Origin of the sequence: Arthrobacter nitrophenolicus, from assembly GCF_045833485.1 — a bacterium.
Classification (GTDB): Bacteria; Actinomycetota; Actinomycetes; order Actinomycetales; family Micrococcaceae; genus Arthrobacter; species Arthrobacter nitrophenolicus.
The window spans coordinates 105,671-120,464 of record NZ_CP174504.1 but is presented as its reverse complement, the minus strand read 5'-3'; the positions used below and the strand labels follow the sequence as shown (position 1 = coordinate 120,464).

Genomic DNA, 14,794 nt, shown 5'->3' with positions numbered 1-14,794 from the left:
TCGTGCCTCCGGGCGGTGCCAGCGGGGCGGGCAGGTCCCAAGCAGTCTAGCAAGCTGCGCCTGCCGGGAAGGACGCGGGTGCCGGTCAACTATACTCGAGGGGACGCAGCCGCCGAGCTCTTCGAGCGGAAACCACGGAAGGAACCTCAGGTCCATGACCGTTGACGTAATGTTGCCGTACTACGGCGATGTCCATCAAATGAAGCTCGCCGCCCGCAGCGTGATGAATCAGGAGAACCAGGACTGGCGGCTTGTTGTCATCGACGACGGGTACCCCGATCCAGAACCCGAGCGCTGGTTTTCAACCATCACGGATCCCCGCGTCACCTACATGAAGAACGAGCAGAATCTCGGTGCCAACGGTAACTACCGCAAGGCACTGACGCTGGTCGAAGCGCCCTATGTGGTCATCATGGGTGCCGACGACATCATGCTCCCCAACTACCTGGACGTTGTGGTCAGCGCCTTTGAGGAATACCCCAAGGCCGACGTCGTCCAGCCGGGTGTCCAGGTGATTGACGAACAGGGCATTGCGTGCACCCCCCTGGTGGATGCCGTGAAGAAGGTCTACGCCCCGAAGACCAGTGAGCGCATCGAACTGAAGGGCGAGGCAATGGCAACCAGCCTCGTCCGCGCCGACTGGGCCTATTTCCCCTCGCTGGCGTGGCGTTCCGAGACGGTGAAGCGTATCGGCTTTACGGAGGGCCTGGACGTGGTCCAGGACCTCGCACTCCTGCTGGATATCGCAGCAGAGCACGGCTCCATGATTGTGGATCCCGTCCTGGCATTCCTGTACCGCCGGCATTCTGCATCTGATTCATCCGTGCGTGCATTGGACGGCAGGCGTTTTGACGAGGAGCGGCGGTTCTTCCAGCAGCAGGCCGAGCGTTTCGGCAAGCTGGGCTGGAAGGGGGCAGCGCGGGCCGCAAGCTTCCACACGACATCCCGGCTGAACGCCGCTTCCCTGATCTTGAAGTCGGTCCAGAAGGGCAAGTTCGATTCGCTGCCCCGCCTCGCCAAACACATTGTGAGCTAAAGGCTGCAAAGAAAGGGACGCCCGGCCGGGCGTCCCTTTTCTTGTTTTCGCTTCTTTAGTTGTGCGGCCTTTTGCCGTGCCGCACAGGAGGGAGCTAGTGCCCGTGCGGCTCCGAACCGTTGACGGGCCCGCGCCCCACTTCAATCTGGTTCCGGACATCAGCCAGTTCTGCGCGGAGCAAAGCCACTTCCTCGCAGAGGATCCTTACCTCGTCTTCAGCCTGCGACTGCTCCCGGGAGAGATGGAGGCAGACGCCTACCAGCAGAATGAGCGTCATGATGAACAGAAGGTTCGCCGGCACCTGGATGCCGATGAGTCCGCTGGCTTTTTCGAGGAGTGACGGAAAAGCGGAAAGGAGGAGGGTGCCTATGCCGATGACAATCCACAGAACGGCATACTTCTCCCGAAGTTTCTGCCGGCGGAGCATCTCGAAGACAAAGAAGAGGATCGCCACGACGACGATGGAGCCCATAAGGAGCGACATATTGGAATCCTAGTTAGTGGATGGCTCGGTTTTCTTCCGCGTCAGGGCAAACAGCAAGGCCATTCCTGAGCGTCCGAGGTATATGGCGGCCTTTATTGGGTCGTGGCTGGGCGTGCCGCCCTGGCGGGCACGCATCGAGACCGCGACTTGCCTGACGGTACATCCGGAGCGGATCGCAACAACCAGCGAATCGATGGTGTCGCCAAGATACTCCGCCGGATAGTGGTCAACATACTGGCGGATCGCTTTCATGTTTGCTGCCCGGAATCCGGAGGTAACGTCGGTCAGCGTTGTTCCGGCGACCCTGGAGATCGTCCACGCCAGTACCTTCATGGCCCATTTCCGCGGGCCGCGCACCGTGTAGTTGCCTTTGTCGGCGAACCGGGCACCAATGGCGATGTCGGCGTGCTGGAGGCCGTCGAGCACAGCCTTGATGTCGCGGGGATCATGCTGGCCGTCCGCGTCGACCTGGATGACCTGGCTGTATCCGTGGCTTTTCGCGTACTTGAAGCCGGTCCGCATCGCGCCGCCCACGCCCATGTTGAACGGCAGTTGCAGGACGGTGGCTCCTGCCGCCCGGGCAACCTGGGCTGTATTGTCGCGGGAGCCGTCATCGACGACCAGGACATCGCAGGGAGGGCCGAATTCGAAGACTTCCCGGATGGTGTTTCCGATGGACTCGGACTCGTTCCACGCGGGCATGATGACGAGTGTGTCGGGGGTGCGGGCGGGCACGGTCACTGTTTAATCAGTCCGTTCTTGACGTAGGACTCCAGGCGGGTGCTCGACAGGGCCGGCTCGTACCCGGCTGCCTTGATCTTGGTCAGGTCCAGCACGCTGTTGAGGGGACGGGGCGCCGCTTCCTTCCCCTGGAAGTACTCGGCAGTGCTGACGCCGGTCACAGCGGCACGGTCCTTGCCGGACAATTCGTACACGTCGGCCGCGAGGTCTGCCCAGGATTGCGGCTCGCCGTCACTGCTGAGATTGTAGGTCCCATACTCCGCACCCGAATCAAGCAGGTGGCGGATGCCGGCGGCAATGTCCTCCGTGAAGCTGAGGCGGCCGATTTGGTCATTGACCACGGAGGGCTCAATGCCTCGGTCAGCCAGGGATGCCATGGTGCGGACGAAATTGTTTCCGTCGCCGATGACCCAGCTGGTTCGGACGATGTAGTGGCGGGGCACCACCTGGACAATCGCATCGCCGGCGGCTTTTGTCTGGCCGTAGACGCCAAGCGGGGTAAAGGGCTCATCTTCGCCGTGGAGGACCTGGGCGCCGTCGAAAACGTAGTCGGAGGAAACATGGACCAGAGTGAGGTCATGCTCGACGGCGGTCCTGGCCAGTGCGGCCACGGCCGCGACGTTGACTGACCAGGCTTCGGCGCGTCCCTCCGGGGATTCTGCAGCGTCAACTGCCGTGTAGGCGGCCGCGTTGATGATGGTGGAGTAGTTCTTCCAGTTCCGGCCGGCGAAGGATTCCTGGCTGCCCAGATCGAATTCGGAGCGGCCGGCGAACTCGACCGACGAATCTCCTTCGTAGAGATTACGGAGGGCTTTGCCCAATTGTCCGTTCGCGCCCACAACCAGGGTCTTCTTCGGCGGCATCGGCACTACATCGGCCAGGCGGGGATGCGCCTTGTCCTTGTCGGACAGCTCGGCCTGGCTCAACGGGATGGGCCAGGGGACCGAGACCGTCTCGTCTGCAAGGTTCAGGAACGTGTACTGGCTTTGCGCATCAGCTGACCAGTGGTCGTTCACAAGATAGGTGTAAGCCGTGTTGTCCTCGAGCGTCTGGAACGCGTTGCCCACGCCGCGGGGAATGAAAATAGCCTGGCTCGGGTCCAGTTCAGCAGTGAAAACAGTGCCAAACGACGGGCCTTGGCGAAGGTCGACCCAGGCACCGAAGATCTTGCCGGTGGCTACCGAAATGAACTTGTCCCACGGCTCCGCGTGGATGCCGCGGGTGGTTCCAGCCTTCTCGTTGAACGAGATGTTGTTTTGGACCGGGCGGAAATCCGGAAGCCCAAGGGCGACCATTTTCTCCCGCTGCCAGTTTTCCTTGAACCAGCCCCGGTTGTCTCCGTGCACCGGGAGGTCGTACAGGACGACTCCGGGGATAGGGGTCTCGCGGGCAGCAAGCTTTTTCGAGAATTCCAAAGGCATGGACTACTGGCCCTGTTCCTTGTACTTGGCTTCGGTGGCTGCTTTCTGCGGCCGCCACCAGTCCTCGTTGTCGCGGTACCAGGCGATGGTGTCCTCGATGCCGGCGTCGAAGTTGGAGAACCGGGGTTCCCAGCCAAGTTCATCGCGGAGTTTGGTGGAGTCGATGGCGTAGCGCAGGTCGTGTCCGGGCCGGTCCACCACCTGGTCGTAGGCGTCCGGTGACTGGCCCATGTGCTTGAGGATCAGTTCGACGACGTCCTTGTTGTTCTTCTCGCCGTCGGCGCCGATCAGGTAGGTCTCGCCGATCCGGCCCTTGGCGATGATGGCAAGCACGGCCGAGGAGTGGTCGTTGGCGTGGATCCAGTCGCGGACGTTTTCACCCTTGCCGTAGAGCTTGGGCCGGACGCCGTCGATGACGTTGGTGATCTGCCGGGGGATGAACTTTTCCACGTGCTGGTACGGGCCGTAGTTGTTGGAGCAGTTGCTGATGGTCGCTTGCAGCCCGAAGGACCGCACCCAGGCCCGGACCAGCAGGTCAGAGCCCGCCTTGGTGGAGGAGTACGGGCTGGAGGGGTTGTACGGGGTCTGCTCGGTGAACCGCTCCGGGTCATCCAGCTCCAGGTCGCCGTACACCTCGTCGGTGGAGATGTGGTGGAAGCGCTTGTTGTGCTTCCGGGCCGCCTCGATCAGCGTGTAGGTGCCGATGATGTTGGTGTCCAGGAACGGGCGCGGGTCATGCAGCGAGTTGTCGTTGTGCGATTCGGCCGCGTAGTGGACCACCACGTCAGTCGCGGCGACGAGCCCGTCCACCAGGCCGGCGTCGGCGATATCACCCTGGACAAAGGTGAAACGGTCCTCGGGAAGGCCGCGGAGTGATTCCAGGTTGCCTGCGTAGGTCAGCTTGTCCAGCACGGTCACGTGGTCATCGGTGTTATCAAGTACGTAATGGACGAAGTTGGAACCGATGAACCCGGCACCGCCGGTAACAAGAAGTCGCTGCATAATTCCCAAGGGTACCGGATTTGCCGCGGCAGTTAGCGAAAGGAAAGATGGGGGACATGCGCGGAATAATACTTGCCGGCGGTACCGGCTCCAGGCTTCACCCCATCACGCTGGGCGTCAGCAAGCAGTTGGTCCCGGTCTACGACAAGCCAATGATCTACTACCCGCTGTCCACACTGATCCTTGCGGGCATCCGGGACATCCTGATCATCACTACCCCGCATGACGCGGACCAGTTCGAACGGCTGCTGGGGGACGGCTCGCGTTTCGGCGTTTCCATCACCTACAAGCAGCAGCCCTCCCCGGACGGCCTGGCACAGGCCTTCATCCTGGGCGCAGAGCACATTGGCGATGACAATGTTGCCCTTGTCCTGGGTGACAACATTTTCTACGGCCAGGGCATGGGCACGCAGCTGCGCCGGTTCGAGAACATCGACGGCGGCGCGGTCTTCGGTTATTGGGTAGCCGATCCCAAGGCATACGGAGTGGTTGAATTCGATTCCGAAGGCCGGGCCATTTCGCTTGAAGAGAAGCCCGACAAGCCGAAAAGCCACTATGCGGTTCCCGGTCTCTACTTCTACGACAACGACGTCGTGGAAATTGCCCGGAACCTCAAGCCCTCTGCGAGGGGGGAACTTGAGATCACGGACGTCAACCGGACGTACCTGGAAAAGGGAAAGCTGCAGGTGGAGATCCTTCCCCGCGGAACTGCGTGGCTGGACACCGGAACCTTCAATGACCTCAATGACGCGTCCAACTTTGTCCGCACCACTGAGAACCGGCAGGGCCTGAAGATCGGGGCACCCGAAGAAATTGCCTGGCGGCTTGGCTTCCTCACGGACGACGAACTGCGGGAGCGGGCGGAGCCGTTGGTCAAGAGCGGATATGGCTCCTACCTGATCGACTTGCTGGAGTACGGCCACTAACCAGTAGTCCAAATAGAAAGGGAGGCGGAACCCGCTGTGCGGGTTCCGCCTCCCTTTCTTTTTGATCAGCGCAGGGTGATTCTTGCGCCGCCTGCCGCTGTCCAGGTGATGGTGCCGCCCTGGAAAGACTGGCTGCAGGAAGTCCTGTCTGCTGTGCAGGTCTGGCTGCTGGTGGGATATCCCAGGGCCCCGGCTTCGAATCCCTGGCTGGCCCAGCTCTGCTGGATCGGCCCGGGCACTATCAGGTGGGCGCCGCTGGTGGATGACCACATGATGGTGCCTTTTTCGAAGTTCTGGAAGCAGCCGCCGTTGCGAAGGCCGCAGATGGTTTCGCTCGTGGGGTAGCCCAGTGAACCGGATTCGTACCCTGTGGCGGCCCACCGCTCCCTGATGGGAGTTGACGTGAGAGCCTGTGCCCCGGTGGCAGGGGAGTACATGACCGTGCCCTTGGAGAAGTTCTGGAAGCAGCCACTGTTGCGCAGCCCGCAGATCTGCCCGCTGACCGGATAACCGAGCTTGCCGGCCTCGAATCCGGAGCTGACCCATGCGTCCCGCACGGGGCCGAACATGACCGCATTGGCTCCGCTGGCCGGCGACCACAGCACCGTTCCCGAGGAGTAGTTCTGGAAGCACCCGCCGTCGACCAAACCGCAGATCACAGCGGATGCCGGGTAGCCGAGGGAGCCGTTTTCAAAACCCGACTTTTGCCACAGGTCCCGGATCGGTCCCAGGATGCTCGGCTGGGCGCCGGTGGCCGGCGAGTACATCAACGCACCCTTGGTGAACATCTGGAAGCAGCCGCCGTCTTTCAGTCCGCAGTACTGGCCCGAGGTTGGATAGCCGAGGCTGCCTGCACCCCAGCCGGTGCGCTCCCAACCGGCCGCCATCGGTCCTGCCGCAACAGTTTCGGTAGGGGTGGCAGCTGAATAGGCGGCCACGCCTTGCTCAAATGACTGACGGCATTCGGTCTGGACGGCCCCGCAACTGGCGGGACCGGTCGGATAGCCGAGGCGGCCATTCTCGAATCCGGACTTCTGCCAGTAATCAAGGATCCGGCCGGTCAGTGTAAACGCCCCGGTAGTGGGGGAGAACAGCAGGGCGCCGCCCTGGAACAACTGGTAGCAGCCGCCCCCGCGCAGCCCGCACACCTCTCCCGCGACCGGGAAACCAATGGGCTCTCCCTTTGTACGGGAGGCTTTCCAGGTTTCACCCATGCCCATGAACACCGGCCAGGCGCCTGTGGTGGAGGTCCAGGCTACTACGCCGCCGCTGAAATTCTGGGTGCAGGAGGTACTGGTGCAGACGGCTTCCGCGCTCGGGTAGCCGAGCAACCCGTTCTCGAAGCCCGCCCGTCCCCACGCATCCAGCACCGGGCCGGTCTTGACCAGGCGTGCACCCGTCGCCGGGCTCCACATGACGGAACCGGCCTGGAAGAGCTGGAAGCATCCGCCGTTCTTGAGGCCACAGACCTGGTCGCTCAGCGGGTAGCCAAGGCTCCCGTTTTCGTAGCCCTGCGCCGCCCAATACTCACGGATAGCTCCGAATGGCACCAGCGCCGCTCCCGTTGCGGGTGACCACATGATGGACCCGCCCTGGTAATTCTGGAAGCAGCCGCCGTTCTTCAGTCCGCAAATGACCCCGGATACCGGATACCCCATCTGGCCGTTTTCGTATCCCTTGCGGGCCCAGGCATCGCGGATGGGTCCGGCGAGGCTGGGTTGCGCTCCCGCAGTGGGCGACCACATGACGATTCCGGTCTCGTATCCGCGGAAGCATCCGCCGTCGCGAAGCCCGCACACTGTGGATGAGATGGCAGCGCCCAAGGACGGCATGGACGCCCGAAGTGCGTCGATGGCCCGGGTGGCAGCCGGCGGCACCCCACTTGAGGCGAACGCCTTCAGCCCTGCGTAGTCGCCATTCCAGACATTCGAGTCACCGGCAAAGGGGCCTGTGCTGCTGTACTGCCAGATGCTGTATGTACCCCAGCTGGCCGAGGGGACCGGTCCTGCGTTGTTGGTGGGGGAGCTGGGGTAGGCGGCGACCCAGAGCGGGTAGTCGCCAAAGCCTGCCGGGTTGCCGAGGCACTGGTTCCACCAGTTTGTGTTGGTATAGATGACCGGCAGCCTGCCGGTCAGCGACTGCATTGTGGTGCCGAAGTCCCGCACCCAGGTTTGCAGCTGGGCGGGAGACATGTTGTAGCAGGTGTTGCCGAAGTAGAAGCCGTTGATGGTCCGGCCTTCGTAGGGGTTGAACTCAAAGTCCAGCACCGGCGGCATGGTGTATCCGTCGCTTGACCAACCACCGCCGTTCTGCACAAAGTACCGTGCCTGGTCCGCACCCGAGGACCAGTTGGGAATCGCGAAGTGGTAGGCGCCGCGGATCATGCCGACATTCCGCGAGCCCTGGAACTGGGAGCCGTAGTAGGGGTTCGTGTAGTAGTTGCCCTCCGTGGCCTTGACGTAGGCGAAACGCGCCCCCATGTTCCACTGGTGCTGCCAGTCCACGCTTGGCTGGTGCCCGCTGACGTCCAGTCCCTGCACCCCAAAGGTCGGCATCCAGGTGCCTTCGCTGGCCAGCGGTTCCGCGCTGAGTTTCGTCAGTGAGTCCGAGCGGCCAGAGGTTACCCGGGCGGACCGTTGCCCCATTTCCGCCCCGCCCACGCCGACCGCATCTGCCATCGACTGCGCCGTCTCGGGTGATGGAGTCGGGGCCGGAGGTTCGCTGGCTTGCGGGCTGGTTGCAGCCGGGGATGTGGCGCTTGCCTCCGGGGTCGACGTCGGAACCGGCGCCGGTGCCGAAGGCTCGGCAGTACCCGGCGCAGGCGAAGACGTGGCAGGGGCCGGAGCGGGTTCCACCGCCAAGGCAACACCCGAGACGCCTGGGCCGGTGACCAGGGCGGCCAACAGCAGTGCTATGCCCAGCGGTCTTCTGGCGGGGTGACGGGACTGAGACAGGTTCCGTTTCATTATGGCTCCGGAGACAATGAGGCGCTCCATGAGCCCTCATGCGGGTTGCTGTTCCGGCCGATCCCCCAGGAACAAACCGGACAGGTTTCTGATAATTAACGCGCTCACCATAGCACCGTGTTGCTGGTGTAAACAGTGGTACTGATGATGCATTTGATGATCTTGTGACTATCCTGCGCTTATCCACAGCTGATACTGAACACTTGTTGCAATGCTTTGGGCTCCTTAGGCTTTACCCAATCGCACTGCCGTCCGCTGGGGGAGGCAGTCATCTGGGGGAACACTTATGGATGCTCTGGCAATTGTCGAGGATGAAGTCCGCGAGCTCATCCGGCGCAGGGGACTCGATCCGTTGAGGCAGGCAGGCGAGGTCCGCAGGCTGGTAGAGGCCGCCGTCGTTGACTACGACGAGCGGGCGCTAACGGGACCACTGCCGCCACTTGGCCCCCTGGACACGGCCCGCCGGTTCCTCTTCGATGCAGTGGCCGGCTTTGGAATCCTGCAGCCACTCCTCGACGATCCCTCCATTGAAGAGATATGGCTCAACGCCCCCAACGAAATCTTTGTCGCCAGGAACGGCGAGTCCGAACTGACGTCCCTGAGCCTGTCCGACCAGCAAGTGCGGGACCTGGTGGAACGGATGCTCAAGAGCTCCGGCCGCCGCCTGGACATGTCCTCCCCGTTCGTTGATGCGGCTTTGCCGGACGGCTCCCGGCTGCATGTGGTGATTCCCGATGTCACGCGCCGGCACTGGGCCGTGAACATCAGGAAATTCGTCGTCAAAGCCAGCCGGCTCGAACATCTCGTCGAACTGGGCACCCTGACTCCGCAATCAGCGCGGTTCCTTGGCGCTGCTGTTTCAAGCGGGCTCAACATCCTGGTGTCCGGGGCCACGCAGGCGGGCAAAACCACCATGCTGAATTGCCTTGCCGCGGGTATTGGCAGCAGGGAGCGGGTTATCACGGTTGAGGAGATCTTCGAGCTGCAGCTTCCGCTGCGCGACGTTGTGGGGCTTCAGTGCCGGCAGCCGAACCTCGAAGGAGAAGGCGAGATTCCACTCCGCCGCCTGGTGAAGGAAGCCCTGCGCATGCGGCCGGACCGCCTGGTTGTTGGAGAAGTCCGCGAAGCGGAGAGCCTGGACATGCTCATTGCGCTCAACTCCGGCCTCCCTGGTATGTGCACCGTGCACGCCAACTCCGCCCACGACGCCGTGACAAAGATCTGCACCCTTCCCCTGCTGGCGGGGGAAAACATCTCGTCAGCCTTCGTTGTGCCCACGGTCGCCTCGTGCATCGACCTTGTGGTGCACTGCAGCCGGCAGCCAAACGGACGCCGGGAGGTTACCGAAATACTGTCCCTGGGCCGCCGGGTGGAAAACGGCGTCATCGAGTCATCACTTGTTTTCGCCATGGCGGACGGGGTCCTGCAGCCCCGCGCTAACAGCATGCCGGCCGCGGAGAAATTCTCGCGTGCAGGCTTCGACGTCGCCGCACTGTTGGATCCGCGATGATTTCCGCTTTACTGGGGGTTACAACAGGAACGGGACTATTCCTGATCTGGTGGTCGTTGTGGGAATCCCCGCAGGTGGGGCGCCGAATCCGTAAACCAAGCCGGGTCGCCGATCTCCTGGTTGCAGCCGGGGTGGACAAGGTATCCGTGAGCGGGCTGCTGGGCACCTGCGTGGGCCTTGGACTGTTTGTGGTCCTGGTCTTCTTCGCGGTCAGCCGCTCCTGGCCAATCGCGGCCTGCTTCGGGCTGTTTGCAGGGTGGCTTCCCGTCACTATCCTGCGCTGGCGTGCCAAAAAGAGGACGGCCATGCTCCGTCAGCTGTGGCCCGACGTTGTGGACCATCTGCGGTCCGCCATTCGGGCGGGACTGCCGCTGCCCGAGGCGCTGATCCAGCTTGGTGACAAGGGCCCCGAAGAACTGCGGCCGGTATTCCGTGAATTCGGCGCCGACTACCGTGCCGGCGGACAGTTCGACGGATCGCTCAACAAGCTCAAGCACAGGCTTGCCGATCCCGTCGCGGACCGGATTGTCGAAGCCCTGCGCCTGACACGGGAAGTGGGTGGCTCAGACCTCGGCAAACTGCTGGGCACCCTGGGCGAGTTCCTGCGCGAAAGCGCCCGCACCCGCAGCGAACTGGAAGCTCGGCAGTCCTGGACCATCAACGCGGCCCGGCTGGCTGTAGCGGCGCCATGGATCGTCATGATCCTGCTGGCTACCCGGCCGGAGGCGGTGCAGGCGTACAACACGCCTGCAGGAGCCGCGGTACTGCTCGGCGGCCTCGTCGTTTCCCTGGTCTGCTACTCCATCATGCTGAAAATAGGAGCCCTTCCCCAGGAAGAGCGGGTGCTCCGATGACTGCTCCCTCTCCCGCCGCCATCATCTGCGGAGCACTCCTGGGCATTGGCCTGTGGCTCGTCATCTTCAGGTCGCCGTATATGCGGGCAACGACGTTCGCCGAAAGGATCGAGCCCCAGCTCAAGTCCCAGAACCTGGAGTCGCGGCTGCTGCATACCGGAGAGCACACAGTTACTCCCTTCGGCCCGCTGGAAAGGATTCTGCGCCCCGTCATACGCGACTTGCTGACTGCGCTCGGAAGATTGAATCCCTCCCCGGGGGCCACGGTCCGGCGGCTTGCGCAAGCAGGACTCAGCAAGTCGCCCATCGATTTCAGGGCAGAACAACTTCTTTGGGCAGCAGCCGGCTTTGCCGCTGCCCTGGGTTTGACGTTTGTCGGTGCTGCCGCAGGCCGGTTCAACCCGCTGTTCGCAGCGGTGGCCGTCCTCGGCAGTGCCATCGGCGGTTTCATGCTGCGTGACTATTGGCTGGGGGTCCAGGTCCGGCGCCGGGAGGCCAGGATGATGGCTGAATTCCCCAGCCTGGCAGAACTCATGGCGCTGGCAGTGGGTGCGGGGGAGAGTGCGAGCGGCGCCCTGGATAGGGTCTCCCGGAGCGCACAGGGCGAACTGGCAAAGGAGTTTTCCAGGATCCTCGCAGAGACGAGGGCCGGCAAGCCACTCGTCCTCGCGCTGCAGGAGTTCTCGGCACGAACCGACCTGGCCGCACTGGGCAGATTCGTGGACGGCATCGTTGTGGCGGTTGAACGCGGCACGCCTTTGGCCGATGTGCTTCGTGCCCAGGCACAGGACGTGCGCGATACAGCCAAACGCGACTTGATGGAAACTGCCGGCAAGAAGGAAATCGCCATGATGGTGCCGCTCGTCTTCGGCGTGCTTCCGCTGACAGTGGTCTTCGCCGTCTTCCCCGGCATCGCGGCCATCAGCCTGGGCTTCTAGCGCGCGGAGAAACGCGGTGCCTTGGCAAATCCAGTGACATTGAAAAACCGGACTATCAAACAAGGAAGAGGAAGAAGGATGAAGAACCTGGGAATGCGCTGCGGGATGCTGCTTCTGGCGCTCGCCGCCGCGCGCCGCCCTGCCACCGACCACCCCGAGCGGGGCGACGTACCTGGCTGGGTGATGATCACACTGATGTCCGCCGTCCTTGTTGCCGCCCTCCTGGCGCTCGCGGGACCGGCACTGGAAACGATGTTTAACCAGGCGATGGACAAGGTGGGCAGCTAAAGCTCATGAGGAAGTCCGGCCGCCGGCGCCTGACGGCCCACCACGTACCTGCGCCGAGGGAACAGGGCTCGGCCGTGGTGGACTTTGTCCTGGTGGGCGGGCTGCTCACGATGTTTTTCCTCGCGGTCATTCAGCTGGCATTGGTTCTGCACGTCCGCAACACCCTCATTGATGCCGCAGCCTCCGGGGCCCGCTACGGGACCCTTGCTGACCGCACCGCCGCCGACGCTGAAGAGCGCAGCCGTGCCCTCATTGCCACGGCGCTGAACCCGGGCTTTGCCGAACAGGTCAGCACCAGCGAAGTGACTGTCCAAGGTATGCGGACGCTGGAAGTGACAGTGCGGGCGCCCATGCCGGTCATTGGCCTGATAGGTCCGCGGGACCTGCTGGAGGTGAAAGGCCATGCGGCCCTGCAGCCCTGACGCGATGCACCGTGTCCAAGGGCGTCTCCGGGATGCACTGTGCCTGGGGCCAAAGAAGGACAGGAGCGAGCAGGGGAGTGCCGTGGTTGAGTTCACTTTCCTTGCCCTTCTGCTGATGGTCCCGCTGGTGTAATTCATCATCACCGTGGGGCAGGTCCAGGGCGGTTCGTTTGCCGTCGTCGGCGCGGCGGACCAGGCCGCCAAAGTCTACGTAGCCCAGCCCGACGCATCCACTGCCCAAGCCGCCGCGGAACAGGCCGCGGCCCTGGCGCTTGCCGACTTTGGGCATGGCACGGAACAGGCCCAGGTTGCCATCAGCTGCAGCCCCGACGATTGCCAGGCCCCGGGAACCGCGGTCACCACAACCGTCAGTCTCTCCATCCCCCTGCCGTTCATCCCCTTCGGCGACGGCCTCCGGCTGTCCGCCACTGAGGTGGAAGCATCGGCGACCCAACTGGTGGGCCGGTTCCGGTGAGAAAAAGCAGGCCCAATGACGACGGCCAGATGATGGTGATGATCCTTGGATTCGTTGCGGTGGCCCTGCTGGTCGCAACGGTCATGATCGGCATCACCGCGGTCTACCTGGAGCACAAACGGCTGCTTTCACTCGCGGATGGCGCCTCCCTCGCGGCAGCAGACAGCTTCACGCTCGGCGAAGTCGAGTCCCACGGAGGAAGCCCGTCTGCCGTCCTCATTCCTGCCCGCGTCCGGAACGTGGCTGCCGACTTTGTTGCCAGGAGCCCGGCAGCGGAACGTTTTGATGCCCTTGCTGTAGCCGGGGCGACGGGATCGCCCGACGGTTCCACCGCCGTCGTGGTTCTCACCGCCGCCGTGCACCCGCCCGTGGTGAACTTCCTGGTCCCCGGCGGCATTCCAATCGAAGCGACGTCGACGGCGCGCTCCCGGCTGACTCGCTGACCGTTACCAGGGCAGAACCACGGGGCAGAGGGGCCGTACCACCATAGGACAAGGGCCAGGGGACGGATAGCGTAGGCTTAAACGACCATGGCCAATATTGATTTTTCCGCTGAAATCCGCGCGCTCCGCGCCACTTACGCTTCCATCGAACGCGTCACTGACGTTGAGGCACTCAAGGAAGACATCGCCGAACTGAGCGAGCGGGCAGGGGAGCCGGACCTGTGGGACGACCCCTCGGCGGCGCAGAAAATCACCTCGAGGCTCTCGCACCGGCAGTCGGAACTGGAGCGCCTCACCAGCCTGGAATCCCGTATCGACGACCTCGAGGTGCTGGTGGAACTGGGCCAGGACGAGGACGACGCCGACTCCATGGGAGAAGCGGCCACCGAACTGGAGTCCATCCGCAAGGCCCTCAAGGAACTCGAAGTCGTGACACTGCTGTCCGGCGAATATGACGAGCGCGAGGCCGTGGTTTCAATCCGCGCGGGAGCCGGCGGCGTGGATGCTGCCGACTTTGCCGAAATGCTGCTCCGGATGTATCTCCGCTGGGCCGAACGCCACGGATATCCCACCACGGTCATGGACACGTCCTACGCCGAAGAAGCCGGACTGAAGTCGGCCACCTTCGAAGTAAAGGCGCCCTATGCCTACGGCACACTCAGCGTCGAGGCCGGAACGCACCGCCTGGTCCGGATCAGCCCGTTCGACAACCAGGGCCGGCGGCAGACCTCGTTTGCCGCCGTGGAGGTCATCCCGCTGATCGAGCAGACTGACTCCATCGAAATTCCGGACAACGAAATCCGCGTTGACGTCTTCCGGTCATCCGGCCCGGGCGGCCAGTCCGTGAACACCACGGACTCGGCGGTGCGCCTCACGCACATCCCCACGGGCACCGTGGTGTCCATGCAGAACGAAAAGTCGCAGCTTCAGAACCGTGCTGCGGCCATGCGCGTCCTGCAGTCCAGGCTCCTCCTCCTCAAGAAGGAACAGGAAGACGCCGAAAAGAAGGCGCTCGCCGGCGACGTCAAGGCCTCCTGGGGTGACCAGATGCGCTCCTACGTCCTCAACCCGTACCAGATGGTCAAGGACCTGCGCACGGAGCACGAAGTCGGCAACACATCCGCTGTGTTTGACGGTGAGATCGACGACTTCATCGACGCCGGAATTCGCTGGCGGACGGACAACCGCAACGCCGAAAAGTAGGAGCCTTGCGGGCCCCGGCCCGCGGATCCGGCGACACGCCCCGTGAAAACGATGTAATGCGCGGGCCTTCCTGCGTATAGTCGAG

The 14,794-nt window shown here is 63.2% G+C and carries 15 protein-coding genes; 10 read left to right on the top strand and 5 right to left on the bottom strand.

The genetic code is table 11. The features are described from left to right. Positions 1-154 precede the first annotated feature (154 nt). A complete protein-coding gene (locus ACJJV6_RS00575) occupies positions 155-1,036 on the top strand; it encodes a glycosyltransferase family 2 protein (RefSeq protein ID WP_009356849.1) in 882 nt (293 codons plus the stop codon). 94 nt (positions 1,037-1,130) lie between these two features. On the opposite strand, the gene ACJJV6_RS00570 is transcribed toward ACJJV6_RS00575, so the two are convergent. From ACJJV6_RS00570 to rfbB, 4 genes are read right to left on the bottom strand one after another with little or no spacing between them, the layout of a single operon-like run. Continuing rightward, the gene (locus ACJJV6_RS00570) at positions 1,131-1,520 is read right to left on the bottom strand and encodes a DUF2304 domain-containing protein (protein ID WP_009356850.1); all 390 of its coding nucleotides are present in this window, start codon (positions 1,518-1,520) and stop codon (positions 1,131-1,133) included. A gap of 9 nt (positions 1,521-1,529) precedes the next feature. Further along, on the bottom strand, positions 1,530-2,255 hold the full coding sequence (locus tag ACJJV6_RS00565; RefSeq protein WP_354175325.1) for a glycosyltransferase family 2 protein: 726 nt from the start codon (positions 2,253-2,255) through the stop codon (positions 1,530-1,532). A gap of 2 nt (positions 2,256-2,257) precedes the next feature. Further along, positions 2,258-3,682, bottom strand: a complete 1,425-nt coding sequence (locus ACJJV6_RS00560) for a sugar nucleotide-binding protein (RefSeq protein ID WP_407709673.1) — start codon at positions 3,680-3,682, stop codon at positions 2,258-2,260. A 3-nt stretch (positions 3,683-3,685) separates the two neighbouring features. Beyond that, positions 3,686-4,684, bottom strand: a complete 999-nt coding sequence (rfbB, locus tag ACJJV6_RS00555) for a dTDP-glucose 4,6-dehydratase (RefSeq protein ID WP_407709672.1) — start codon at positions 4,682-4,684, stop codon at positions 3,686-3,688. 56 nt (positions 4,685-4,740) lie between these two features. On the opposite strand from rfbB, the gene rfbA reads away from it, so the two are divergent. Next, positions 4,741-5,610 (top strand): glucose-1-phosphate thymidylyltransferase RfbA, encoded by an 870-nt coding sequence (gene rfbA / locus ACJJV6_RS00550; protein WP_133346173.1) that lies wholly within the window; start codon positions 4,741-4,743, stop codon positions 5,608-5,610. Between the two features lie 65 nt (positions 5,611-5,675). On the opposite strand, the gene ACJJV6_RS00545 is transcribed toward rfbA, so the two are convergent. Beyond that, positions 5,676-8,576 carry a GH25 family lysozyme gene (locus ACJJV6_RS00545; RefSeq protein WP_407709671.1) on the bottom strand — a complete coding sequence of 967 codons (2,901 nt, stop codon included), beginning with the start codon at positions 8,574-8,576 and terminating at the stop codon, positions 5,676-5,678. A 286-nt stretch (positions 8,577-8,862) separates the two neighbouring features. On the opposite strand from ACJJV6_RS00545, the gene ACJJV6_RS00540 reads away from it, so the two are divergent. The 8 genes from ACJJV6_RS00540 to prfB all read left to right on the top strand — a co-directional run bounded on the left by ACJJV6_RS00540 (position 8,863) and on the right by prfB (position 14,709). Then, on the top strand, positions 8,863-10,086 hold the full coding sequence (locus tag ACJJV6_RS00540; protein ID WP_407709670.1) for a CpaF family protein: 1,224 nt from the start codon (positions 8,863-8,865) through the stop codon (positions 10,084-10,086). Further along, positions 10,083-10,940, top strand: coding sequence for a type II secretion system F family protein (locus tag ACJJV6_RS00535; protein ID WP_407709669.1), 858 nt, complete (start codon positions 10,083-10,085; stop codon positions 10,938-10,940). The genes ACJJV6_RS00540 and ACJJV6_RS00535 overlap by 4 nt, the downstream gene beginning before the upstream one ends. Next, the gene (locus ACJJV6_RS00530) at positions 10,937-11,878 is read left to right on the top strand and encodes a type II secretion system F family protein (protein WP_407709668.1); all 942 of its coding nucleotides are present in this window, start codon (positions 10,937-10,939) and stop codon (positions 11,876-11,878) included. The genes ACJJV6_RS00535 and ACJJV6_RS00530 overlap by 4 nt, the downstream gene beginning before the upstream one ends. Positions 11,879-11,956: 78 nt before the next feature. Then, positions 11,957-12,166, top strand: coding sequence for a hypothetical protein (locus tag ACJJV6_RS00525; protein WP_009356857.1), 210 nt, complete (start codon positions 11,957-11,959; stop codon positions 12,164-12,166). Between the two features lie 5 nt (positions 12,167-12,171). Beyond that, positions 12,172-12,588 carry a TadE/TadG family type IV pilus assembly protein gene (locus tag ACJJV6_RS00520; protein ID WP_009356858.1) on the top strand — a complete coding sequence of 139 codons (417 nt, stop codon included), beginning with the start codon at positions 12,172-12,174 and terminating at the stop codon, positions 12,586-12,588. A 145-nt stretch (positions 12,589-12,733) separates the two neighbouring features. Continuing rightward, positions 12,734-13,063 carry a hypothetical protein gene (locus ACJJV6_RS00515; protein ID WP_407709667.1) on the top strand — a complete coding sequence of 110 codons (330 nt, stop codon included), beginning with the start codon at positions 12,734-12,736 and terminating at the stop codon, positions 13,061-13,063. A gap of 29 nt (positions 13,064-13,092) precedes the next feature. Then, positions 13,093-13,506: a pilus assembly protein TadG-related protein gene (locus ACJJV6_RS00510; RefSeq protein ID WP_407710445.1), complete on the top strand. Its 414-nt coding sequence runs from the start codon at positions 13,093-13,095 to the stop codon at positions 13,504-13,506. An 87-nt stretch (positions 13,507-13,593) separates the two neighbouring features. Beyond that, positions 13,594-14,709 (top strand): peptide chain release factor 2, encoded by a 1,116-nt coding sequence (gene prfB, locus ACJJV6_RS00505; protein ID WP_133346183.1) that lies wholly within the window; start codon positions 13,594-13,596, stop codon positions 14,707-14,709. Positions 14,710-14,794: the final 85 nt, after the last annotated feature.